We start from the raw sequence: 23,745 nt of genomic DNA on the forward strand, positions 1-23,745 counted from the left end.
GTTTTTTGCTTTGATGGTTCTCAAAAAACAAGAAAAAGATCATTCCTAAGAAATGAAGGAATGATCTTTTGTTTTATTCTGCTTTTAAGTCTTCGATTTCTACAACTTTGAAGTTCTTTGCTTCTAGCTGCGTAACGATCTTGTCGCATAATTCTTTTGATGTGTTTGCTGGTAAAGTGATCATCGTACGACGAATAAATTCGTCTTTGCCGATATCCAGTGTGATACAGCTGGCAATACTGCTGTATTTTGCGATTATTTTTGAGATAACCGCTAAGTCGCCTTGTTGACCTGTTGATGCGATCGTCAACACATAGCTTCCTTGCTCAACGCTCCATGATTGTGACAACATATTCAATAAGGAGCTGTGGGTCAAGATGCCGTAAAATTGATTGTTTTCATCTAATACCGCAATATAAGGCAATTCTTTGATCGTAAAGAAAACCTTAAAAAATGAAGAGTTGACATAGATGAACTTCGTCGCATTTTTTAGCAGATAGGTGACGGGTAAAGTCATGTCACCGCCGTTTGCTTTATGGCGATAGATGTGCATTTTATAAATATTTCCTCTAAAAATCTTTCCTGATTCATCTAGGATAGGCACACAACGATAACCAGACTCTTCTAAAATTGCCAGCGCTTCTTCTAAGGTAGCTGTTTCCTTTACCGTTGTTAAATCGCGTTTTTTGTAAACCATTGTTTTTAATAACATAATATTCCCTCCCAAATACCCATTTAACACCATTATCATACCACAAAATCAGCAGAAACTATATTTATACGACAGAAAATCAAAAATTGACACAATCTTAATTAAATGGTATTTTTAGTGTTGGAAAACTTTATAAAAAGGGGGAGGACACTAAGATGGCAACGAAAAAAGCTGCTTTGGCTTGTTCTGTCTGCGGATCCCGCAACTATTCAAAATCAGTCAGTGAAGGTAAAAAAGGCGAACGCCTTGAAATCAACAAATTTTGCAAGTATTGCAATCAATATACTTTGCATCGTGAAACGAAGTAAGGAGGGAATCGAATGAAATTTTTGAAAAATGTTGTTGAAGAAATGAAAAACGTTTCTTGGCCATCAAAAAAACAATTACGCAAAGATACCTTTGTGGTGATTCAAACAACCATTATTTTTGCATTGATGTTCTTTGTGATGGACACACTGATTCAAACAGTCTTCAATTGGATCCTAAAGTAAGACTTCTTACTGATAGCGCTAGTCATTTATCGCAAATCATGCTATAATCGCTTTGAGGAAAAACTTCGGTGCAGCTGAGGTTTTTTTATTTTACAAAAAGATGGGGAGTCCGAAAAAAATGGAATCTTTTGAAAAAAATTGGTATGTTCTACATACGTATTCAGGTTACGAGAACAAAGTAAAAGCAAACCTAGAGTCACGTGCACAAAGCATGGGGATGGGTGATTATATTTTCCGTGTCGTTGTTCCCGAAGAAGTGGAAACAGAAGAAAAAAATGGCAAAACCAAAGAAATCGTTCATAAAACCTTTCCTGGTTATGTGCTAGTTGAGATGGTCATGACGGATGAATCTTGGTACGTGGTTCGGAATACACCAGGTGTGACTGGTTTCGTTGGCTCTCATGGTGCAGGAAGCAAGCCGGCGCCTTTATTACAAGAAGAAATCAATTCGATTTTGCGTTCGATTGGTATGAGCACCCGAACAGTTGAGTTAGAAGTAGAAATCGGCGAAACCGTCAAAATCATCGAAGGTGCGTTCTCTGGTTTAGAAGGACAAGTAGCAGAAATCGACGAAGAAAAACAAAAACTAAAAGTGAACATCGATATGTTCGGTCGTGAAACCAGTACGGAACTTGATTTTGAGCAAGTAGATAAAATTTAACTGCTAGATAGACTAGCATGAACGGCTCATTTACGGTAAAATAACAGTAATGAGAATAAAGTGGACCAATTCGTTGGCCCACTTTTTTTCTCAAAATGAGTAAGCGCTTTATAAGAGGAAGGGGTCCTATGTCAAAATTAGTTGCTTTTTTTAGAGTAAAGTTTCACAATGATTTTCATCCCCATACTAAAGGGATGATTTCTGTACATAATGGGTATAGCTTGTTGTTTCTTTTTAATTTGCTGTTGTTTTTCTTTGCCATGTTGTTTTTCGATCCAAGGGTGGCAGTCGAAGAGCTCAAGTTGATTTTATTTTCGGAAAGTCATCTTGTGACAGATTATATTGCTATGACTTCTGTAGGGACGGCTTTATTAAACAGCAGTTTGATGACGTTTGTAGCGATTTCGATTTGTTATCATTATCGGGTGCCGATCACAGGCGGTGCGGTGTCCGCTATCTTTATGGTGACTGGGTATGGTTTTTTTGGAAAAAATTTACTGAATTTTATCCCAATATTTTTAGGCGTTCGACTTTATTCGTATTTTATGAACGAACCATTGAAAAAATTTCTGTTGATCGCCCTCTATGGGTCATCGGTTTCCCCGATCGTCAGCTATTTTGCTTTCAATGATTCATTACCACCTTATTTTAGCTTAGTGATGGGGTATGGCATTGGAATTTTTACCGGTTTTTTGATGATTCCCATGGCACTGTACTTTCAAGCGCTATTTCAAAGTGTCAGTCTTTACAGTGCGGGGTTCACTTCAGGAATGCTATGTACACTAGTTGCCGCTATCTGTCGGATGTTTGGCCTAACGATCGAGCTGCGAACAATGGTGTCACAAGAACAGCAACCGCGTTTGATTTTCATGATGCTGGTTTTAGGAAGTATGCTCGTAGGCTATGGTTCGCTGATGGCGATCAAGAAAAAACGGTTGAATATGCGAGCGATTTGGTCTCATAGTGGCAAAATCGAGCGCGATATTTTACGTGATACCGGCGTCTACAATACCATGATCAATATGGGGTTAATGACATTCTTACTAGTGGCTTACGTTGTCAGTATTGGTGCGGTTTTAAATGGACCTGTCATCGGTGCGATCTTTTGTGTCATCGGCTTTTCTGCTTGTGGCTCTCATGTCTTTAACTCACTCCCTTTATTGGCAGGAGTGACGATCGCCAACCTATTGAGTGTGTATACTATCAACGAAACCGTCACAGTCACATCAGCGATTTTTGGGATGATGCTCTGTGCAGTAACGAATGCCTATGGCTGGAAAGGGGGCTTGGTGGTTGGCTTTGTTCACGCCTCTATGGTACTGAATATTGATTTCTTACATGGTGGCTTGAATTTGTATAATAATGGTTTTTCTGGCGGGTTAGTCGCCATGATGATCATTCCATTATTGGATCTCAGCAAACAGCTTTGGCAAAAATCAGCCGATCAGGTGCCAGCTACCCAGAAAAAAAAAACACAAACAGTCTCGAAAGTACAAGAAAGTGAACAGCCATTAGTCCCATTGGATCAAACAGAAGGAAAACCTAAATTTTCCGAGCCTGTGAAGGTATTAACACCTGTTGCCCAAAAGAAACGCTATGGAGTAAGCGAGTGGGAGTAGAGAAATCCTCAGTGCTGTTTGTTACTTATTTAACAAATAGGAGGGACTTACCTTCCTGAGAAATAGTGAGAAAATGAAAACCAACCAAGAACAAGCAACGATTGGTTGTTCTTGGTTGGTTTTTATTTATTGACTTTAGTCAGTTTCGTTCGCGTAGCGTACGAAACAAAAAAACCGCGCGTTTCTACGCGTGGACGAAATAGCTTTAGCGATAAAAAACTCCTTTCGATATACTAATAGTGGCTACCAACCGCATATCAGATCGAAAGGAGTTTTTTTATGTCTAACGACGATAAAAGTTTAGCACATACCAGATGGAATTTTAAGTATCACATAGTCTTCACCCCGAAGTATCGACGAAAAGTGATTTATGGAAAGTTAAGAGTAAGTATTGGTCAGATATTAAGAAAATTGTGTGAGATGAAAGATGTTGAAATCATTGAAGCTCATGCCATGCCTGACCATATTCATATGTTAGTAAGAATACCACCAAAGATTAGTATTTCTAGTTTTATGGGCTACTTAAAAGGACGAAGTGCACCCTTAATCCATGAAAAACATGCGAATTTGAAATATAAGTATGGGAATAAAGGCTTTTGGTCCAAAGGATACTACGTGAGTACGGTTGGGTTAAATCAAAAAACAATTGAAAAATATATTCGAGAACAAGAAGCAGATGATCGAATAAGAGATAGTATAAGTAAACAAGAGTATGTAGATCCATTTAAATAGTGAAAGAGAGATAGGGCTGTGAGCGGTTGGTGGTCATTTAAAAAGCCCCTTTTAAGGGGCTAGCGAGTGGTGAGCCCTTCTAGGGCTGTTAAAAAGCCACCCGTTTCACGGGTGGATATTTACTGGTGTTCATTTCTAAAAAAATCAACGATTGGCTTCTAAGATTTCTGCCTGCAAGCGTTGGGCAGTCGGTGTCATGGCTAGACCGCCTTCAGCCGTTTCCTTGAAAATGCTAGGCATTTGTCGACCGACTTGATACATCGCTAAGACCACTTCATCTGGTGGGATGACACTTTCGATTCCTGCCAGTGCCATGTCGGCAGAGATAAAGGCTTGGGAAGATCCCAGGGCATTGCGCTTCACGCAGGGGACTTCGACTAAGCCCGCGACAGGGTCACAAATCAAGCCCATCATATTTTTTAAGGTGATCGCCACCGCTTGAGCCGCTTGGTGAGGGGTGCCTCCTTTTGCACAAACCAAAGCCGCCGCAGCCATTGCGCTAGCAGAACCGATCTCCGCTTGACAACCACCTTCGGCACCCGAAATCGAGGCATTGTTGGCAATCACCAGACCAAAGGCGCCGGCTGTAAACAAAAAGTCGACTTGTTGCGCTCGAGTCAGTGCCAAACGCTCACGCACGGCCATCAAGACACCAGAAACAACACCCGCACTACCGGCAGTCGGTGTTGCACAGATCAAGCCCATTTTCGCATTGACTTCGTTGACTGCAATGGCATTTTGGACCGCTTGTAGAATGGTTTCTCCGCTTAAAAAATCACCGGCAGCAAGGTAGTCGTTCATGCGTGTCGCATCGCCGCCGGTCAATCCCGTCACCGATTTTACACCAGCGACACCTTCAGCGACTGATTGCTCCATAACAACTAAATTCTTTTCCATGATTGCAAGGATCTGTTCGCGACTACGGCCAGTATTTTCTGCTTCGATTGCAATCATCATCTCTGCAACGGAAGGGTAATTTTTACTCTCTGTTACTAATTCTTCTATTGTATAGAACATGTGCCTTTTCTCCTTTAATCAAAATACGCAGCGCTGTAAACGTGTGGCAAAACTTTGATTTGTTGGGCCAGCTGATCATTGCGCTGATCGACTTCGATGATCATGATGGCTTTATCACCGACAGCTTCTCTTGTTACGGTCATCGTACCGATATTGATTTGAGCCTCTGATAGTAAATTGGTTACTTTTGCAATCATTCCTGGAACATCTTGATGAACGATCACATAAGTTGGCGTACCCAGCGTCAGAGAAATTTTGAAGCCGTTAAGCTCTGAGATTTGAATATTGCCACCACCGATCGAGATACCAGTGACGGATAGTTTGTGGCTACCTTTTGTCAAAATCATCTTGACCATATTCGGATGTTCCGCTTTTTCTTTTTTAGGGACGAATAAGACTTCGATCCCTTTCTCATAAGCGATTTTTAATGAGTCTGCTAGGCGAGCATCATCTGGCTCCATGCCTAAAAGACCGCCAACTAACGCAATATCGGTTCCATGACCGCGATAGGTTTTGGCAAACGATTCATACAGCAGGATATCTACACTGTCTGGTTGTTCACCAAAAATACTGCGAACGATTTTTCCAATCCGGGCAGCACCGGCGGTATGAGAACTGCTGGGACCCACCATGATGGGTCCGATTATATCAAATACACTGCGGTATTTTAATTGTTCCATTTTTTTCACCTCGATAGTAGTAAACGAATAGGGAAGAATTCCAGTAGTAGTGTAGCATAAAAAAATGAGAGAATGAAAAAAGCAGACCAAAAGCAAGGGATTTTTATTTATTTTTTTAGCGAAGGAATGATGAAAAGCGTTGGTGAGTATTTTTTCAAAAAAATCAGCTGAAAAACCTTGAATTATTCCTTAAAGATGCTATAATGTTCCAGTGTGCTTTCGTCACACGTTTTTTGTGTGTACACATGAATCACCAAAGTGGGAGGAGAAATTTGGATCTCCAATTAACCACATCACGGACTCAAGGAGGTATGTCTCGTGGCAAAAAAAGTAGAAAAAATCGTTAAATTGCAAATTCCTGCAGGTAAAGCAACACCAGCTCCGCCGGTAGGTCCTGCGCTAGGTCAAGCGGGTATCAACATCATGGGATTCACTAAAGAATTCAATGCTCGTACAGCTGATCAAGCAGGTTTGATCATTCCAGTAGTGATCTCTGTATACGAAGACCGTTCATTTACTTTCGTTACAAAAACACCACCAGCAGCAGTATTGTTGAAAAAAGCAGCAAACGTTGAAAAAGGTTCAGGCGAACCAAACAAAACAAAAGTTGCAAAAGTTTCACGCGATCAAGTAAAAGAAATCGCTGAATTGAAAATGGAAGACCTAAACGCAGCTGACGTTGAAGCAGCAATGCGCATGGTTGAAGGAACTGCACGAAGCATGGGGATCACTGTAGAATAATTACAGCCCTAAGGAAGTAGCTTCTCAGTCGGCTTCATATTGAAAAATATGGGACACGTGGGAGGTTCTACCGTTATAACCACATCAAGGAGGAAACAAAATGGCTAAAAAAAGCAAAAAAATGCAAGAAGCATTGAAAAAAGTTGATGCTACAAAAGCTTATTCAGTTGAAGAAGCAGTAGCTTTGGCAAAAGAAACAAATATTGCAAAATTCGACGCAACGGTTGAAGTTGCTTACAAATTAAACGTAGACCCTAAAAAAGCGGATCAACAAATCCGTGGCGCGGTTGTATTACCAAACGGTACTGGTAAAACACAAACAGTTTTAGTTTTTGCTAAAGGCGATAAAGCCAAAGAAGCAGAAGCAGCTGGTGCTGATTTCGTTGGTGACGACGATATGGTTCAAAAAATCCAAGGTGGCTGGTTCGACTTTGACGTTGTTGTTGCAACGCCTGACATGATGGCTACTGTTGGTAAATTAGGTCGTGTATTAGGCCCTAAAGGTTTGATGCCTAACCCTAAAACTGGTACAGTAACAATGGACGTAACAAAAGCAGTTAACGAAGTAAAAGCTGGTAAAGTTACTTACCGTGTTGACAAAGCTGGAAACATCCACGTACCAATCGGAAAAGTTTCTTTTGAAGATGACAAATTGATCGAAAACTTCAAAACGATCCATGAAACATTGTTGAAAGCTAAACCTTCAGCAGCAAAAGGTCAATACATGAAAAATATCTCAGTTACAACAACATTTGGACCTGGGATCCATGTAGAACAAGCTTCTTTCTAATTTAATACAAAAATTTAAAACTTTTATTGACTTGACTGCCTTATCTATGGTAAGGTAGTCAAGGTTAAAAGTTTAACTGTACCGAAGACAGTAGGTGGCATTTGCCTTAATTTCCTACCGAGGACGTTTATTGAGAACCTTCAATAGTCCCTCTATGTCTACGGTGGCATAGAGTTTTTTATTGTCTTTTTTTAAGACAAAGGAACCGTTCGTTTCGAAGAAACTCTTCCATCAAAATCAGGAGGTGAAATATAAATGAGTGAAGCAGCTATCGCTAAAAAATCCGCGATCGTTGATGAAGTGAGTGAAAAATTCTCTGCAGCCGCATCTGTAGTCGTTGTTGACTACCGTGGACTAACTGTTGATGAAGTAACTCGCTTACGTAAACAATTGCGTGATGCAAACGTTGAGATGAAAGTTATCAAAAACTCAATTCTTTCTCGTGCTGCTGAAAAAGCTGGTCTAGAAGGTTTAGGTGAAGTATTCACTGGTCCTACTGCCGTAGCATTCAGTAACGAAGACGTTGTTGCACCTGCAAAAATCATTAACGATTTCGCAAAAGACGCAAAAGCTTTAGAAATCAAAGGCGGTATCATCGAAGGCAAAGTTTCTTCATTGGAAGAAATTACTGCATTGGCGAAATTGCCAAACCGCGAAGGACTTCTTTCTATGTTGCTATCTGTGCTACAAGCACCTATCCGCAACGTGGCTTACGCTGTCAAAGCAGTGGCAGAAAAAGAAGAAGATGCAGCATAATTGCCGCATGATTTTTCAGTATTAAAAAACTAAACTACTTACTTAAATGGAGGAAAACAAAATGGCATTGAACATTGAAAACATTGTCGAAGAGCTAAAAGGCGCGACAATCTTAGAATTAAACGATTTAATTAAAGCTATCGAAGAAGAATTTGGCGTATCTGCTGCAGCTCCTGTAGCTGTAGCTGGTGGAGCTGGCGATGCTGGTGCTGCTGAAGAACAAACTGAATTCACTGTAGAATTGACTGCAGCTGGCGATCAAAAAGTTAAAGTTATCAAAGCAGTTCGTGAAGCAACTGGCTTAGGCTTGAAAGAAGCGAAAGCAGTCGTTGACGGAGCTCCTTCAGCAGTTAAAGAAGGTATCTCTAAAGATGAAGCTGAAGCATTGAAAGCAGCTTTAGAAGAAGTTGGCGCTTCAGTAACAGTTAAATAATTTTTCTTAGTGTCAAATCCTTTTGTATGAAGGGATTTGGCGCTTTTTTTAATAAATGAAATCCCTGCAAAAGGAATAAGCAGCGATCCCCGTTTCTTACTAGCGAGGATCACTGCTTATTTTTTTCTAAATTGTTGGAATAAGAACACAAAAATAAAAAAGAAAAATGCTTCCCACAATGTTGTGGTCCAGCTAAAACTGCGGTTGATACCAAAAACGAGATTACCGATATTGGAAACCACCAAATACAATGCTGTTGCTAGCAAAGAATAGCCGAGTCGTTTGCCCATCATTACGCCTCCCTTTGCTATGATTGTAACAAGTCAAAAGAGTTGTGGCAATCAATTCTAATGTAGTGATGATAAATTGATCGATAGAAAGAGAAAAACCGAACGATCACAACGGATCGTTCAGCTGAAGAGGATATACACGGTTCGCTTAACCCAATGGGACGTCAAAGATCCAACCAGTTGGTGCGGCAATGTCTCCGAATTGAATGCCGGTCAATTGGTTATACAATGCTTTGGTTTGTGGACCAACTTCCGTTTCGCTATAGAACACATGGAAATCCTCACCGTTTTGGATCCCGCCGATCGGAGAAATAACAGCAGCTGTTCCGCAGGCACCCGCTTCGACAAAACGATCCAGCTCATTGAGATAAACATCACCTTCAACCGGGGTCAATCCTAATGAATGTTGCGCTAGATGCAGCAATGAATATTTTGTGATACTTGGCAAAATAGAAGGAGATTTTGGTGTCACAAATTCATTGTCAGCCGTGATCCCGAAAAAGTTGGCAGAACCGACTTCTTCGATTTTTGTATGTGTTTCTGGATCAAGATAGATGCAGTCGGAAAATTTCCGTTGATGGGCTTCGTATCCAGGCAATAAACTCGCCGCATAATTTCCGCCAACTTTGGCTGCACCAGTACCATTTGGTGCCGCGCGATCATAATCAGAAACAATGAAATTCGTCGGTGTCAATCCGCCCTTAAAGTAAGGACCGACAGGCATACAAAAAACCGTAAAAATGTACTCTGGTGCTGGACTGACACCGATGTTTTCTCCGACGCCAATCAATAGCGGACGAATATACAAGGTGGCGCCGCTGCCATAAGGCGGAACATATTCCTGATTTGCTTTTACAACTTGTTTTACCGCATCTAAGAAGAAGTCCTCAGGAACCTCTGGCATGCGCAGACGATAGGCACTGCGGTTCATCCGTTTGCTATTTTCGTCTGGACGGAACAAATTGATGCCGCCATCTTTTCTTCGGTAGGCTTTTAGTCCTTCAAAACATTGCTGTCCATAATGAAGAGCGGTTGATCCCTCGTGGATATGCAGATAATTATCCTCGGTAAGTTCGCCTTCATTCCAAGAACCGTCTTTCCATGTAGCCAAAAAACGCCATGGCGTTTTGATATAAGAAAACCCTAAATTTGACCAATCGATTGTCATTCGTTCACACCCTTTTTTAATTTTTCTAAGTATAGCACTTCAGAAAAGAAATGTCATTATTTTCTGAAAATTCTTCTGTAAGAATATTTGGTGACATTGACGTGTAAAGAAAGGGGAAGTGATCTTTGCTTGTACGAGTTCCCCAGATTGTTTTTCTACAAGTTCTGTGCTTCAATGAGAGTATAAAAAACAAAAAAGGGGGAACGTTTGTGATTGAGGAAGTGTTGACGGATAGTCTAGGGATCGCTGCTGCGTATCGACGATTGAAACCAATCATGATCCATACACCACTTGCACCAAGTAATATTTTAGGTAAAGAAAAAGAGGGCACGATATTTTTGAAATTAGAAAATCTACAGCGCACCGGCTCCTTTAAAGCGCGTGGGGCGTATAACAAACTCGCTTCATTGACTGATGCAGAAAAACTTCGCGGTGTCATTGCCTGTTCTGCAGGAAATCATGCACAAGGTGTTGCCCTCGCCGGATCGTTACTGGGGGTCAATGTCCGAATCTTTATGCCATTGACGGCCGCCAAAACAAAAATAGAGGCGACAAGAAGCTATGGCGCACAAGTCGTTTTAGCAGGAGAGACGTTTGATGAAACCAAACAACTGACACTAGAGGCCATGCAAGACAGTGGCGAAGTATTTGTCTCTCCTTTTGATGATCGTGCAGTAATGGAGGGGCAAGGAACGATTGCGATCGAACTGTTGGAGGATCTTCCGGATGTTGATAATGTCATTATTCCCATCGGCGGTGGTGGGTTGATCGCTGGGATCGCTTTAGCCTTAAAAGAACTTCGTCCAGAAGTCAAGATCATCGGCGTTCAATCCTATGGCGTTTATGGCATGATCGCCTCACTTTGGCAGCAAAAGCTAGTTGCCAATCGTCGTAGCCGAACGATCGCCGACGGCTGTGATGTCGCTTTGGCAGGGGAGCTGACCTATGATGTTTTAAAGACCCGTATCGATGAAACAGTCTTAGTTGAAGAATCCGACATCGAACAAGCGATCCATTACTTGGCTTTGAAGGAAAAAGTCATTGCAGAAGGTGCCGGTGCATTAAGTACGGCGGCGATTTTAAGTGGACAGATCGATCATTTGCTTCGAGGAAAGAAAACTGTGGCATTGGTCTCCGGCGGAAATATTGATTTCTCTGTGTTTAAGGAAATCATCTGAGTGCAACAAGCCTTCCAATAAAGAAAGAAGAGACCTGATTAGACATTCTCCTAATTGGGTCTCTTCTTTTAAATTCAAAGCAGGTGCTCAGATGATTACTTTGGGGGAGAAAGGATTGTTTCGATCCACTGTCCAAAGGTTGTTACATATTTTAAGGGTCCGACCAATGTAAATCGTGCCATCGTTGGGTTGATTTTTTCAAAGTAAAAACGCCGACTTTCCCCTGAGTAAAGTGCATTGAATTCATCAATAACGATTTTTTTTTGCTGTTGTAGCAATTCCTCTGATTCAATAAAGAAATCAATGGCAAGTAAGCTTTCGGGTATCTGTTTTTCTGAACGTATTGAAGCAAAAGAAAGCAGGGGATCTTCAAATGGTTCGCCCATCAACGAAGCCACATCTTTGTAAGAAAAGCGCCACTGCCCGCCAATTTTTGTCCCTTTAAGTTGGTTGGTCTTTTGATAATTTCGGATGGTTCGAGTCGTTACGCCCAGTTTTTCAGCGACTTCTTCAACGGTATAATAATCTTTCATCGGTTCCTCCTACAAAGCGATTGTACGATCACAAAAGCGTTGCTCCTCTTTCTTATGACTAGTATAGATGATAATGCGTTTTTCTGCATGTTTTTTTAAACACTTCATAATCTTTTCGGCAGCTTCATCATCAAGGCTGCTGGTAGCTTCGTCTAAAAGAATGATTTCGGCATCACTTAATAAGATGCGAGCTAGAGCGATTCTTTGCTTTTCTCCTCCAGACAAGTCGGCACCATTTTCCGTAAGCCTGCTAGTCCATGAGCGCTGTTGAAAAATAGGCGCTAAAATACCAGAGGTTTCGATAATTGTTTTTTCTTCTTCCGTCATTTTTCTTCCCCATACAAGATTTTCTTCAATTGTCCGAGAGAGAATCGTAGGGTCTTGAGCAAGGTAGATGGTTTTATCTGTTTCAGGGTTTCTTGGCTTGATGCGTGTACTCTTCGTTGAAAGCAAAATTCCTTCTGATGGATAAAGGCCAGCAATTGCCTTTAAAAATGTTGATTTTCCTTTTCCTGAAGCGCCAGCCAAGTAAATATGTTCACCAGGCTTCAAGGTTTCTTCAATGAGAAAGGAAAAGCTGTAGTTGCCAATTGATACGACAGGGTGGTCGAAAGTAAGACACAGAGTAGCTTCACTCGTTTGGTTCCAGCAGTCATCGGGAGCAGCCAATTCTTCGTTAACAAAACGTTGATTGGTCCTCAGAGTAGCGGTATCAAGATTGATTTTCGTTAAACCACTTAACGCAGAAAAGTAAATGGGTAATAGCACGCCAATCAAAATCAACGCAGAGGTTGGCAGTTCATCTTGTAATATTGCTTGAATCATAAACAAATAGATGCCGATCTGGGCGATCTGATTGATCGCATTAAGGACTAAACTAGTCGTTTGGGCAAATGTATTGGTGTTTGCTAATGTTTGATACATCGATGTCAATTGAGAGGAAAACAGCTGCTCAAGAACAGCGTCACTCCATTGCTTCATTGTATCAATATGGGACAATGTTGTTAACATTTCCTTATTGCTGAGAGCAAATGCTTCTTGCATATTTTTCATCTTAATACTCAACTGTTGATTGATCCATCGAAACCCAAAAACATTGATGGGAAATAGCAATAGTAAAATGAAACCCAGTAAATAATGCAATTGGAAACACAAAAAAAGTGGGATCAGCAATAAGAAAAAGCAGCGAATAGCTTCGCTAAAACTACCGCAAATAAACAAGTATAAGGAATCAACAACGCCAAAGATGCGGTTTAATAGATAAGTGGGCTCCTTTTCAGAGAGCTCAACATAACTCTTCCTTTTCATTTTTTTTAACAATTCTAAGAGATGGCGAACATTCATCGAAGCTGCATAGCGCTCTTTCATCACAATCAATAAGAATTGCGCGCAATAAGTAATGCTTAATATGAACGCTAATAAGCCGACGAGATGATCAAAGCGCAGTGCGTGATCTTCTTGCAGAAGCAAAGGGAAAGCGAGGTTTGTCAGGACAGTCAAAAAAACTAGCAAACTACTCAAACTGATAAAAAGTTTATTATTTCTAATAATTTCAAACATTAAATCAACTTATTTCCTATATTTTCCTAAATGATAGATGTTTTTATGAAAAATGTCAACAAAAAAAGAGTTCCTGATTAAAGGAACTCTTGAAAAATCAAAAGCTGCGTCCGCCGCCGCCGAATGTACCGCCACCGGAAGAGTGAGTCGTACTGCCGCCACCGCCGCCAGAAAAACCACCGCCGCCTCCACCATTATTCGAAGGACGGGGGATGCGTCTGGTTGTGACAAAGGAGTTGACTAAGCGATCTTCTTTTTGGGTTAGATCAATACTTGATTTTTCTAGATAGTTAAATTTGTAGCCGCCCATTTTTAATTGATAACGGGATTTAACAATGATGAAAAAGGCGATACTGATCACTGCCGCGATCGCTAAGCAAATAGCAATTTCTAGTGGCGTTATCACTTTGTAATAAGTAATTTTTCCGGTATCACGATCGATACGATAGTGATCGGCAGGAACACCCGCTTCCACAAAACTTTCTGCTTTTTGCAGATAGACCAATGCAGCTTGATAATAATTTCCCTCTGCCATCTGGTCAAATACCGCATCAAGTAGCTTATCTAGACGTGAATCGGTAAGATAATCGATCATATTTCCGGAAGTCGAAACGTGAAATTCCCGTTGCGCCATATCGATCACCAATGCCGAACCGTTGTTGTCGTTGCCGATCCGTCTTGAAAGATATCGATCAGTGTACAACTCGATATCTCCCGTATTGCTGTTCGTTGTTTGAATAAAAACTTCGCCTTTGATCTTTGCATTCAGCGCTTCTGCTTCTTCGTTCAACTTCTGGATCTCTTGTTCGGTAAAGAGTCCAGCGTGGTCTGCGACTGTCTCTTCGGCTGCGAAGGCGGGCAGGGTGGTTAAGAAAAAGCCAACTAGCAGAAGCAACAAATAAGATAGTTTTTTCATAAGAAATACGCTCCAATCAACGCGAGGATGGTCGTTGCCGCGAAAATGGCGCCACTGACGATTCCCAAGCGTTTGTAACTGATCGGTAAAACACCGCTGACTTTTCCGGTTTGCCCATTCATCGCATAATAAAAGGCACTCTTGTTTTCATCATCGGCTCGATAGGTCACTAGCCATACAGGAAGCAAAACGTAGTTGTTTTCTTCTTTTGTTAGATTGATGGATCGATTGTTGCGTTTAAAACTAGTATAGCCATTGACGGTGCCTGCTAGCAGGTTTTCAGCATAACCCGATAATTCGTTTTTGACTTCGTCGGAAAGATCGATGTACTCAATGTCTCTTTTTTCTGCTTGGAAGCCGGCTAAATACTGACTGCGAAACGCAACGGCTTTTTCAAGGGGAAACGGTTGAACGCCAGTTACCATTTTTTGTTGGACGTTTTTTGACAGCGCATGCTTGAGTAATTCGTTCACCTTGATTTTGCCTCGTCGCAAGACGTCGTATTGTTTATGCTCGGTATATTCAATGTCACCCACTCGCCAAATACGCAAGGAGGTACCCATTCCTGAGAGGGATCCGTTCATCTCGGCATCGACGACCCAATAAGGGAAGTATACGCCAGTCAATTTCTCTACTTGTGCTTGGTCGAAGAAATCCCGTGGGACGAATTTTTTCTTTTGCGCCCATTCTAAAAACTTTTTGGTTGCTTCTTCTTTTTCGATCGCAAAGGGAAGGACTTTGTTTGGCAAAAATTCTCCCGAAAGCCGACCAGACAAAACGACCGGATTATGGCAAAAGTAGCAATAGGTTGCGGCTGTAGTCGCATCCGTCACGATTTCAGCACCGCAGCTGGGGCAGGTGAAAAGGTCCATCTGTCCCGCTTGTGCATCGGCTTGCTCTCTAACTTCTTCTTGAAGGGACGGTTCGGTCTCGGTCGCTGCAGAAGGATCTGAGACAGGAGTATCGGCCATCTGCGCTTCTTTTTGCTTTTCTTCAAAGGCAGTGACTTCGTCTTCAGTAAAAATACTCAGACAAAATGGACAATGAAATTTTTGATCGCCAGGATCAAAGGTTAAAGCGCCCCCACAATTGGGGCACTTATGTGTGATAACATCCATCAGCAATCCTCCTCAATTAGTCTACTGGGACACCTTTGAAAGGTTTGCCACAATTCGGACAGAATTTTGGAATACCGTTGGCTAAATCGATCACTTCACCACAATCGCTGCATTTCATTTTTAGGCTTGGTCCATCGCTCGTTGGTTTTGGCGTCCCGCAATTGCTGCAGAATTTACCAGTATTAGAGGTGCCGCATTGTGGACAGTTCCAATGATCTGCGTTGGTTTGTGCGGAAGCCTGTTGCTGCATTTGCTGCTGGTTGTTTTGTGACGCTTGGTTCAAATAACCGCCACCAGCGTTCATTCCCATGCCCATGCCAACAAACCCAGTGGTAGCCCCAGCGGCATTGCTACCGGCAGATTCCATACCACGAGCAACCGAACCTTGAACATAGCCTTCACGAATCGAAGGGTCGCCTAACATTGCCCCTTGGTTCCGCATGTTGATCAGTTTTACGGAATCATCCGTATAAGAGATGCTTGCGACAGCAACCGAAACGATTTCCATTCCTCGGAGTTCTCGCCAGCTGTCATCAAGAACCGTTCCCATATATTTGCTTAATTCCATACTCTTAGATGGAACGTAAGAAATTCGTTCGCCATCTGCTGACATTTTGTTGATCGCTGTTTGTAGGGCGGTCAAGAATTCAGCTAAGTACTGCTCATTGATGTCGTTTATATCGACTTGACTTTTGTTTTTGGGGATCGCATTCGTATAGAACAAAATTGGATCGGTAATTCGTAAGGAGTAGTTTCCGTGCGCCCGCAAGAAAAGTTCGGCGTTATAAAAGTTGTCAAAATAATTCAAAGGCGATGAAGTACCGAAGCGAATCCCTTTGATTTCTTGTAGATTGATATAAAAAACTTGTTGTTTTTGCGGTGTAACGCCACCAAACTTAAAGCGGTCGAAGGTTTCAGAAATCGCATCTTTCAATGAACCATTCAACATCGAAGGCGCTAATTCGTTTTTCACTGTATAGTAGCCTTCTTCGGCGGTATAATCGATGATTCGCCCGCCATCAACCAATAACATCATCATATTCGGATAGACATGGATCACTGAGCCATCAGTGATGACATCTTCCGTGCCTTTTCTGTTGGCACCGCGTTTGTCATTACGCCGCACTTTGACACCTTTTGTCATTACTGTCGAATCACTCATATTGTCAGGCTCGATCACCTCTAGCCATTGATCTGCTAATCCGCCGCCAATTGTGCTTGTTGCCGCTTTGATAATACCCATTTTCAGTCCTCCTTTAAATTGTTTTCATCACAATAGATGAACATAGATTCATTATACCATAGGAGGAGAGATATACGTTATCAGTCTAAAGTTGGAGAAGAGGAATGGTCTTTTTTCTTGAAAATAGGGAGGAACAAAAGGATATGGTGAGTGAAAGCGCACGGAATGGCTCTTCGAATGAAATTTCCATTTCTTTTGAGATTCCACCACGCAAACGGTGGTTTTTTTAGCTGATATTACGTATAATAGAAGGTAGCGAATTTTGAAATGAGTGTGGAAAACTATGGCCTATCAAGCATTATATCGTGTTTGGCGTTCTCAGCGTTTTGATGATGTTGTCGGACAAAAAGCAATTACCCAAACCTTAAAAAATGCAATCGATCAAAACCAAATCTCGCATGCCTATTTGTTTACGGGTCCTCGAGGAACCGGGAAAACAAGTGCAGCGAAAATTTTTGCCAAAGCCATCAATTGTCCAAACCAGGTCAACGGTGAGCCTTGCAATGAGTGCGACATGTGTCGCTCAATCACAGCAGGGACGCAAGAAGACGTGATCGAAATCGATGCGGCAAGCAACAACGGTGTAGAAGAAATTCGCTTTATTCGTGATCGTGCGAACTATGCACCGACCCAAGCTGAATACAAAGTTTATATCATCGATGAAGTGCACATGCTGTCGACAGGGGCCTTCAACGCGTTACTAAAAACATTGGAAGAACCAAGGAAAAATGTTGTCTTTATTTTGGCAACAACTGAGCCCCATAAGATTCCAGCAACGATCATTTCTCGTACCCAACGCTTTGATTTCAAACGGATCAATACGCAAGACATCGTGGGTCATTTGGAAACGGTCCTTACTACTAGTGAGATCAATTACGAAGCAGAAGCTTTACAGATCATTGCGCGAGCCGCAGAAGGCGGGATGCGGGATGCCTTGAGTATTACCGACCAGGCGATCGCTTTTAGTGATGGAACCGTAACGACCCAAGATGCTCTAGAAGTGACGGGCAGCTTGTCCTATGAAATGATGGACCGTCTGATGCAGGCTTGTGGGGAAAAAGAAGTTGCCGATGCGTTAGCGACCTTGCGGGAGTTATTAGCCTCTGGTAAAGAAGCCCGCCGTTTATTGGAAAACTTGTTGGTTTATTGTCGAGACTTGCTGATGTATCAACAAGCGCCGCAGCTGCTATCTGAAAAGTCGCTGCAGTTGACGGAAGCGTTTCAAACACTGGCAAATAATACCCCGCCAGCAAAGATCTATCACTGGATCACGGTCTTAAACGCTACGCAAAATGAAGTACGATTTACCAACAATCCTACGATTTATTTGGAAGTGGCTGTGGTCAAATTAGCCAATGATCCAGAAAGTGCTGCTGTTGCTAGCAATTCAGTTGACAATAGTCAAGAAGTGGCGCAGTTGCGGCAAGCACTGCAAAAGCTTCAAGCAGAAGTACAACGACTGCAAGAGAATCGACCAGCGGGTGCCGTTGCTGAGACCAACGCGCCAGTGAAGAAAACCAAGGCGACCACTACGTTCCGTTTACCAAAGGAACGCGTGTTCCAAGTACTGAAAAGTGCCACGAAGAAAGACTTGGCAAATGTTCGTAATGTCTGGGACGATCTTTTGATGTCTCTTTCCGTGACGCAAAGAGCGATGCTGCACTCCAGTGAAGCAAAAGCTGCCAGCGAATCGGGCGTCGTGATCGCTTTTGACTATGAGATCTTATGCCAACGAGCAAGTAACGACCAAGAGTTTCAATTGATGATCCATAATCAATTATCCCGTATGATCAAAGACTACGCGCCGCAGGCTGTCTTTATTACAAAAGAAAGTTGGCCGGCGCTAAGACAAGAGTTTTTGGCTGGCGGTCAAGCAACGGAAGAGTCGGAAATTGAAGTAGAGCAAGAGGATACCGAAGTGGTCTCTGTCGAACCAGAAAATGATGACTTAGTAACCAAAGCGCAAGAGTTATTTGGTGAATTAACCAGCATTGAAGAAAATTAATGAAAATGGAGTGATGGATAATGATGCGAGGCATGGGAAATATGCAAGGCATGATGAAACAAATGCAAAAAATGCAAAAAGAAATGATGAAAGAACAAGAAGCGCTGAACAGCAAACAATTTATCGGCGAATCGACAAATGGCTATGTCAAAGCGACCTTTACTGGCGATAAGACGTTACAAGACATTGCTATCAATGAAGCAATCGTTGATGCAGACGACGTGGAAATGCTGCAAGATATGATCATCCTGGCAGTAAACGATGGTTTAAAGAAAATTGAAAAAGAATCGGAACAAACAATGGGCAAATATACACGAAACATTCCGGGTCTATAAAAGGAGAAATGACGGTGCAATATCCTGAACCGATCGCCCGATTGATCGACAGTTACATGAAACTGCCGGGAATCGGCCAAAAAACCGCAACACGTTTGGCGTTTTATACGATTGATATGAAAGAAGAAGTCGTGAATGAGTTTGCCAAATCACTGCTTAGTGTCAAACGAGATTTGCACTTTTGTAGTATCTGTGGAAATATAACGGAAGAAGATCCTTGTGAGATCTGCAGTGATCCCACAAGAGACAAAGAAACGATTTTAGTGGTGGAAGAGCCTAAAGATGTGATGGCGTTAGAAAAAGTCCGCGAGTATCATGGACTTTATCATGTGCTTCACGGTGTGCTATCCCCAATGGAGGGAACCGGACCAGAAGATATCAACATTGCATCGCTAATACAGCGGCTGCACGATGATCAGGTCAAAGAAGTGATAATTGCGACCAATGCGACCACGGAAGGTGAAGCAACGGCGATGTATATGTCGCGTTTGATTAAGCCTGCTGGTATTAAAGTCACGCGTTTGGCTCATGGGTTATCTGTGGGCAGCGATATTGAGTACGCGGATGAAGTGACCTTGCTTAAAGCAGTAGAAGGTCGCCGAGAATTATAATAGATATTGGAGGCAATTAGGGTGAATGGATTGTTTATAACCATCGAAGGACCTGATGGCGCTGGTAAGACCAGTGTGATCGAAGAGTTGTATCCTCGATTACAGCTCGAAGCAACAAGAAAGATCGTCAAGACAAGAGAACCTGGCGGAGTCAAGATTGCTGAAAAGATACGTAAAATTATATTAGATCCTCGAAATGAGGAAATGGATGAGCGGACAGAAGCCTTGCTTTACGCAGCAGCTCGTCGACAACACTTGATTGAGGTTGTCCTGCCGGCATTGAATGCCGGGCACATCGTGATCTGTGACCGTTTTGTCGACAGTTCGTTGGCTTATCAAGGAGCTGGCCGGCGGATCGGGATTCCTGAAATCGCCCGGATCAACGAGTTTGCGACGGAGGGAACGACCCCTGATTTTACGTTGTACCTAGATGTCGACTCAGATACTGGTTTGCGACGCATTCAGGAAAACCGTGCCCATCAATATGACCGTCTTGATTCGGAAGGATTGGAGTTTCATCAACGCGTCCGTCATGCGTATCTAAAGCTGGCGGAAGAAAATCCTGTACGCATTCATAAGATTGATGCTAGAATGGGGTTACAAGAAGTTGTTGAATCCAGCTATTCAGCAATCGTTGAATCGTATCCTGCTTACTTCAAATCAATCTAAGGTATGCTGGATAACACAAAGGAGATGGTCCCATGAAATTAATTATGGCAATCGTACAAGACAAAGACAGTAATCGTTTGGCAAATGAGTTTATTGATGCCAATATCCGTGCAACAAAATTGTCATCAACGGGTGGGTTTTTAAAGGCTGGTAATAGTACCTTTATCATTGGTATTGAAGATGATCGTGTGCAAGATGCGTTAGAATTGATCAAAAAAACCTGTCAATCAAGAAAGCAGTATGTCTCGACACCGATGTCTCTAGATATTTCCTTAGATGGTCAAGTTCCTTATCCAGTCGAAGTCGAAGTTGGTGGCGCCACCGTATTCGTACTGCCAGTTGACGGATTCCATCAATATTAAAAAAGGAGCATTTCATGGAGGAGTTATTTCTACAAGAATATCAGCCTCTTGTTTTTGCCCAACTAAAAAAAAGTATCAAGCATGGGCGCATTGCTCATGCTTATCTTTTTGAAGGGGACAAGGGGACTGGCAAGCATGAGTTAAGTCTATGGCTCGCAAAACGCCTTTTTTGTACCGACGTGCAAGAAGAAGCACCTTGCGGGAAATGCAGTAACTGTGTGCGGATTGCTCAAGGAGAGCATCCGGACGTTATCCAAATAGAACCAGATGGACAGATGATCAAAGTTGATCAGATTCGGCAACTACAAGAAGAATTCTCAAAAAGCGGTTTTGAGAGCCGTTTAAAGATTTTTATTTTGTCTCAAGCAGATAAAATGAACAACAGCGCTGCCAACAGTTTATTAAAGTTTTTGGAAGAACCGGTGGGAAACTTTTTGGCAATCTTAGAAACGGAGAGCCTTGGTCGTATTTTGCCAACCATCCAGTCTCGCTGTCAGATCATTCATTTCTCTCCTTTGTCAAAAGAAAAACTGCAAGAAAAGTTACAAGAAGAGGGACTTTCTAAAGAGACAAGCCGACTTCTAAGCCACTTGACCAATAGTTATCATAAAGCAGTTGAAATCTCGCAAGATGAATGGTTTAATGAAACTAAGGATGCTGTTAAGCGTTGGGTGAATTACCTTTTGAAGAAAGACCCGCAAGCATTTATTTTTGTTCAGAAAAAATTATTGGGTCTAGCAAAAGAAAAAAATCAGCAATCAGAAATCTTTTTGCTCTTGTTATTTTACTTTCAAGAGGAGCGGGATCGATTGTTGGCGCAAGGTTTATGGGGAAAAGAGATCAATCGTGCCATTGAAGCCGCATTGCAAGCACAAAAAAAGCTGCAAGCCAATGTGTCTTTCCAAGGTGTGGCAGAACAATTTTCCGTGAAAATCATCTATGGATAAAACGCAGCAGCCGGAAAAGGAGACCAGAGATGATCGAAGTTGTCGGAGTGCGTTACCATGACGTAGGCCAGATTTATTTTTACGCACCGAAAAAACAGACCTATACCATAAATGACCAAGTCATCGTGGAATCACAAGATGCCAAATGTCTTGCTACGGTGGTTACCAAAAGCAGAAAAATGGACGAAAGCGATCTGCCTCAGATAGTCAAACCGATTCTACGTCGGGCGACGAAGAAAGATTTGGAACAAGCGGCAGCCAATCAACAAGCGGCAGATGAAGCCTTAAAAATCGGAAAAGAAAAAATCCGGGCGCACCAGCTGCCGATGAAACTGATTCGAGTAGCTTATACCTTCGAGCGAACAAAGCTGATTTTCTCGTTTACCGCAGAAAGCCGTGTTGATTTTCGTGAATTAGTCAAAGACTTGGCAAGTGAATTTCATACCCGGATCGAACTGCGCCAAATCGGCGTCAGAGATGAAGCCAAAGCACTAGGCGGAGTGGGTCCTTGTGGGCGAAAACTGTGCTGTGCGACGTTTCTAGGAGATTTTATTCCCGTATCCATTAAGATGGCTAAAGATCAAGGACTTTCTTTGAATCCTACGAAGATTTCCGGATTATGCGGTCGCTTGATGTGTTGTCTTAAGTACGAGAGTGAAGAGTATGAGCGGGCAAAAAAAGAATTGCCGGATCGCGGCAAGGAAGTTGAAACGCCAGATGGCAAAGGACGTGTGGTTGGGCTGGATCTGTTGAGCCGAGTGATCAAAGTCCGTTTGCATGATCGGCAAACACCAATCGAATATGATTATGAAGAGCTAGTGACAAAATAAGTAGGTGACCATAATGAGCATGGACAAACGATCAATATATGACGGATTGAATCAGTTAGAATCGGAGTTGCAAAATTCCTTAAATAATCTAGCAGAAATGAAGCAGTCTTTGCAAGAAATCGTCGAAAAAAATACGACATTAGAATTGGAAAATCAACGCTTACGTGAACACATCCGTGAGTTGAACCAAGTGGCAGATGCACCTGCTGAATCGGTCAAGCAGGAACTTTCTAAATCACGGATGAATTTAGAAAAGATTTACGAAGAAGGATTTCATGTTTGTTATGACTTATACGGTTCTCGCAGAGAACATGACGAACCTTGTGCATTTTGTCTAGAAGTGATCTATCGTGAAAGCGGCAAATAACTGACTGACAGTCTACTAGGTTCGTTAGAAAAAAGATCAGTTTCCACTGGTCTTTTTTTCGAAAGGAGCAGTACATGCAAAAGCAGCAAAGTTATAAACAAGACACTGGAAAATTGTATCTTGTTCCGACGCCGATCGGAAACTTGGAAGATATGACGGTCCGGTGTGTCAAAATTTTAAAAGAAGCGGACCTGATCGCAAGTGAAGATACTCGTAATACTCAGAAATTGTTGAATCATTTTGAGATCACAACACCGCAAAAAAGCTTACATGAACACAATTATAAAGAGCGAGTTCCGCAGTTGGTAGAACAGCTGCAGATGGGCAAGACCATTGCCCAATGCAGCGATGCTGGTATGCCCTCCATCAGTGATCCGGGGCATGAATTAGTCAAAGCCTGTCTAGCTGGAGGAATCGCGGTGATTGCCCTTCCAGGACCTACGGCTGGTTTGACCGCGCTGATCGCTTCTGGTTTATCACCGCAACCAAACCTCTTTTATGGCTTTTTACCTCGTAAGAAAAAAGAACAAAAACAAGCCTTGAGTGAATTAGCGACCCAGAAAGCAACGATGATTTTCTATGAATCACCCTATCGAATCGCTGCGACGATTGAAACGATGCGGGAGGTATTTGGTGAACGGCAGGCAGTCATCTGCCGTGAATTGACGAAAATCCACGAAGAATATTTGCGCGGAACTTTTTCAGAACTGACTGACTATCTAGAACAGCAGTCAATCAAAGGAGAATGCTGTCTGTTGGTGGAAGGGTCTTCTGAAATACAAGAAATTGTTTATGAAGGAAGTTACGCAGAACAAGTGGCTGCCTTGATGCAAGAGACCGAATTGTCCTCAAAAGAAGCGATCAAAGAAGTGGCTAAGCGTAATCAAGTAAAGAAACAGCTTGTCTATCAAGCCTATCACCAAATAGAAGAGTAATCATACCGAGACTTCTCTCGGTATTTTTTTGTATCAAACACCTACT

The 23,745-nt window shown here is 42.2% G+C and carries 29 protein-coding genes and 1 other annotated feature; of the genes, 19 read left to right on the forward strand and 10 right to left on the reverse strand.

All coding sequences use genetic code 11. From position 1 onward, the window contains the following. Positions 1–73: 73 nt before the first annotated feature. Entirely contained in the window at positions 74–712 is a 639-nt protein-coding gene (gene cbpA, locus CO692_RS14350) for a cyclic di-AMP binding protein CbpA (RefSeq protein ID WP_077452493.1), read from the reverse strand. 155 nt (positions 713–867) lie between these two features. On the opposite strand from cbpA, the gene rpmG reads away from it, so the two are divergent. The 5 genes from rpmG (at position 868) to tnpA (ending at position 4,215) form a co-directional block, all read left to right on the forward strand. Then, positions 868–1,020, forward strand: a complete 153-nt coding sequence (gene rpmG, locus CO692_RS14355) for a 50S ribosomal protein L33 (protein ID WP_005229764.1) — start codon at positions 868–870, stop codon at positions 1,018–1,020. Between the two features lie 12 nt (positions 1,021–1,032). Further along, positions 1,033–1,203, forward strand: a complete 171-nt coding sequence (secE, locus tag CO692_RS14360) for a preprotein translocase subunit SecE (protein WP_005229766.1) — start codon at positions 1,033–1,035, stop codon at positions 1,201–1,203. Between the two features lie 118 nt (positions 1,204–1,321). Continuing rightward, positions 1,322–1,864, forward strand: coding sequence for a transcription termination/antitermination protein NusG (gene nusG, locus CO692_RS14365; RefSeq protein WP_005229769.1), 543 nt, complete (start codon positions 1,322–1,324; stop codon positions 1,862–1,864). 128 nt (positions 1,865–1,992) lie between these two features. After that, a complete protein-coding gene (locus CO692_RS14370; protein WP_096742529.1) occupies positions 1,993–3,483 on the forward strand; it encodes a DUF1576 domain-containing protein in 1,491 nt (496 codons plus the stop codon). 279 nt (positions 3,484–3,762) lie between these two features. Next, entirely contained in the window at positions 3,763–4,215 is a 453-nt protein-coding gene (tnpA, locus tag CO692_RS14375) for an IS200/IS605 family transposase (RefSeq protein WP_096741460.1), read from the forward strand. Positions 4,216–4,359: 144 nt separating this feature from the next. On the opposite strand, the gene sdaAA is transcribed toward tnpA, so the two are convergent. Together sdaAA and sdaAB are read right to left on the reverse strand one after the other, a co-directional pair. Next, positions 4,360–5,232 (reverse strand): L-serine ammonia-lyase, iron-sulfur-dependent, subunit alpha, encoded by an 873-nt coding sequence (gene sdaAA / locus CO692_RS14380; protein WP_010749448.1) that lies wholly within the window; start codon positions 5,230–5,232, stop codon positions 4,360–4,362. Positions 5,233–5,246: 14 nt separating this feature from the next. After that, a complete protein-coding gene (gene sdaAB, locus CO692_RS14385) occupies positions 5,247–5,912 on the reverse strand; it encodes an L-serine ammonia-lyase, iron-sulfur-dependent subunit beta (protein ID WP_005229781.1) in 666 nt (221 codons plus the stop codon). A gap of 318 nt (positions 5,913–6,230) precedes the next feature. Here sdaAB and rplK point away from each other — a divergent pair, with 318 nt between their 5' ends. From rplK to rplL, 4 genes are all read left to right on the forward strand, one after another. Further along, positions 6,231–6,653, forward strand: a complete 423-nt coding sequence (gene rplK, locus CO692_RS14395; RefSeq protein WP_005229787.1) for a 50S ribosomal protein L11 — start codon at positions 6,231–6,233, stop codon at positions 6,651–6,653. Positions 6,654–6,753: 100 nt separating this feature from the next. Then, positions 6,754–7,443, forward strand: a complete 690-nt coding sequence (rplA, locus tag CO692_RS14400) for a 50S ribosomal protein L1 (protein ID WP_005229790.1) — start codon at positions 6,754–6,756, stop codon at positions 7,441–7,443. 63 nt (positions 7,444–7,506) lie between these two features. Continuing rightward, positions 7,507–7,633 (forward strand) — a sequence feature (ribosomal protein L10 leader region). Positions 7,634–7,698: 65 nt separating this feature from the next. After that, complete coding sequence (rplJ, locus tag CO692_RS14405) at positions 7,699–8,199, forward strand: 50S ribosomal protein L10 (protein WP_016610861.1); 501 nt, start codon at positions 7,699–7,701, stop codon at positions 8,197–8,199. A 61-nt stretch (positions 8,200–8,260) separates the two neighbouring features. Further along, a complete protein-coding gene (rplL, locus tag CO692_RS14410) occupies positions 8,261–8,632 on the forward strand; it encodes a 50S ribosomal protein L7/L12 (protein WP_003127081.1) in 372 nt (123 codons plus the stop codon). A gap of 116 nt (positions 8,633–8,748) precedes the next feature. Here rplL and CO692_RS17745 read toward each other — a convergent pair whose 3' ends face one another. Both CO692_RS17745 and CO692_RS14420 read right to left on the reverse strand, forming a co-directional pair. Continuing rightward, the gene (locus CO692_RS17745; protein WP_005231922.1) at positions 8,749–8,922 is read right to left on the reverse strand and encodes a hypothetical protein; all 174 of its coding nucleotides are present in this window, start codon (positions 8,920–8,922) and stop codon (positions 8,749–8,751) included. 148 nt (positions 8,923–9,070) lie between these two features. Beyond that, on the reverse strand, positions 9,071–10,090 hold the full coding sequence (locus CO692_RS14420) for a branched-chain amino acid aminotransferase (protein WP_096742530.1): 1,020 nt from the start codon (positions 10,088–10,090) through the stop codon (positions 9,071–9,073). 209 nt (positions 10,091–10,299) lie between these two features. On the opposite strand from CO692_RS14420, the gene CO692_RS14425 reads away from it, so the two are divergent. Then, complete coding sequence (locus CO692_RS14425; protein ID WP_096742531.1) at positions 10,300–11,268, forward strand: pyridoxal-phosphate dependent enzyme; 969 nt, start codon at positions 10,300–10,302, stop codon at positions 11,266–11,268. A gap of 95 nt (positions 11,269–11,363) precedes the next feature. On the opposite strand, the gene CO692_RS14430 is transcribed toward CO692_RS14425, so the two are convergent. From CO692_RS14430 to CO692_RS14450, 5 genes are all read right to left on the reverse strand, one after another. Further along, on the reverse strand, positions 11,364–11,801 hold the full coding sequence (locus tag CO692_RS14430) for a helix-turn-helix domain-containing protein (RefSeq protein ID WP_077452488.1): 438 nt from the start codon (positions 11,799–11,801) through the stop codon (positions 11,364–11,366). A gap of 9 nt (positions 11,802–11,810) precedes the next feature. Beyond that, entirely contained in the window at positions 11,811–13,361 is a 1,551-nt protein-coding gene (locus CO692_RS14435) for an ABC transporter ATP-binding protein (RefSeq protein WP_096742532.1), read from the reverse strand. A gap of 97 nt (positions 13,362–13,458) precedes the next feature. Then, positions 13,459–14,277 (reverse strand): TPM domain-containing protein, encoded by an 819-nt coding sequence (locus CO692_RS14440; protein ID WP_077452486.1) that lies wholly within the window; start codon positions 14,275–14,277, stop codon positions 13,459–13,461. Further along, a complete protein-coding gene (locus tag CO692_RS14445) occupies positions 14,274–15,395 on the reverse strand; it encodes an ATP-binding protein (protein WP_077452485.1) in 1,122 nt (373 codons plus the stop codon). The genes CO692_RS14440 and CO692_RS14445 overlap by 4 nt, the downstream gene beginning before the upstream one ends. A gap of 16 nt (positions 15,396–15,411) precedes the next feature. After that, positions 15,412–16,638: an SPFH domain-containing protein gene (locus CO692_RS14450; RefSeq protein WP_096742533.1), complete on the reverse strand. Its 1,227-nt coding sequence runs from the start codon at positions 16,636–16,638 to the stop codon at positions 15,412–15,414. A gap of 283 nt (positions 16,639–16,921) precedes the next feature. Here CO692_RS14450 and dnaX point away from each other — a divergent pair, with 283 nt between their 5' ends. The 9 genes from dnaX to rsmI all read left to right on the forward strand — a co-directional run bounded on the left by dnaX (position 16,922) and on the right by rsmI (position 23,699). Beyond that, complete coding sequence (gene dnaX, locus CO692_RS14455) at positions 16,922–18,643, forward strand: DNA polymerase III subunit gamma/tau (RefSeq protein ID WP_096742534.1); 1,722 nt, start codon at positions 16,922–16,924, stop codon at positions 18,641–18,643. A gap of 20 nt (positions 18,644–18,663) precedes the next feature. Beyond that, positions 18,664–18,978: a YbaB/EbfC family nucleoid-associated protein gene (locus CO692_RS14460; RefSeq protein WP_081118470.1), complete on the forward strand. Its 315-nt coding sequence runs from the start codon at positions 18,664–18,666 to the stop codon at positions 18,976–18,978. 14 nt (positions 18,979–18,992) lie between these two features. Next, a complete protein-coding gene (gene recR, locus CO692_RS14465) occupies positions 18,993–19,589 on the forward strand; it encodes a recombination mediator RecR (RefSeq protein WP_005229813.1) in 597 nt (198 codons plus the stop codon). A gap of 21 nt (positions 19,590–19,610) precedes the next feature. After that, entirely contained in the window at positions 19,611–20,258 is a 648-nt protein-coding gene (tmk, locus tag CO692_RS14470) for a dTMP kinase (protein ID WP_005229815.1), read from the forward strand. 32 nt (positions 20,259–20,290) lie between these two features. Further along, positions 20,291–20,620, forward strand: coding sequence for a cyclic-di-AMP receptor (locus tag CO692_RS14475; protein WP_005229817.1), 330 nt, complete (start codon positions 20,291–20,293; stop codon positions 20,618–20,620). 14 nt (positions 20,621–20,634) lie between these two features. Continuing rightward, positions 20,635–21,567: a DNA polymerase III subunit delta' gene (holB, locus tag CO692_RS14480; RefSeq protein ID WP_081118471.1), complete on the forward strand. Its 933-nt coding sequence runs from the start codon at positions 20,635–20,637 to the stop codon at positions 21,565–21,567. A gap of 29 nt (positions 21,568–21,596) precedes the next feature. Beyond that, complete coding sequence (locus CO692_RS14485) at positions 21,597–22,397, forward strand: stage 0 sporulation family protein (RefSeq protein WP_086292659.1); 801 nt, start codon at positions 21,597–21,599, stop codon at positions 22,395–22,397. A gap of 19 nt (positions 22,398–22,416) precedes the next feature. Further along, the gene (locus CO692_RS14490; RefSeq protein ID WP_077452675.1) at positions 22,417–22,764 is read left to right on the forward strand and encodes a DNA replication initiation control protein YabA; all 348 of its coding nucleotides are present in this window, start codon (positions 22,417–22,419) and stop codon (positions 22,762–22,764) included. Between the two features lie 74 nt (positions 22,765–22,838). Further along, positions 22,839–23,699 carry a 16S rRNA (cytidine(1402)-2'-O)-methyltransferase gene (gene rsmI / locus CO692_RS14495; RefSeq protein ID WP_096742535.1) on the forward strand — a complete coding sequence of 287 codons (861 nt, stop codon included), beginning with the start codon at positions 22,839–22,841 and terminating at the stop codon, positions 23,697–23,699. The last annotated feature ends 46 nt before the right edge of the window (positions 23,700–23,745 follow it).

The sequence above is a fragment of the Enterococcus sp. FDAARGOS_375 genome (genome assembly GCF_002393265.1).
In the GTDB taxonomy this organism is placed as follows: Bacteria; Bacillota; Bacilli; order Lactobacillales; family Enterococcaceae; genus Enterococcus_D; species Enterococcus_D innesii.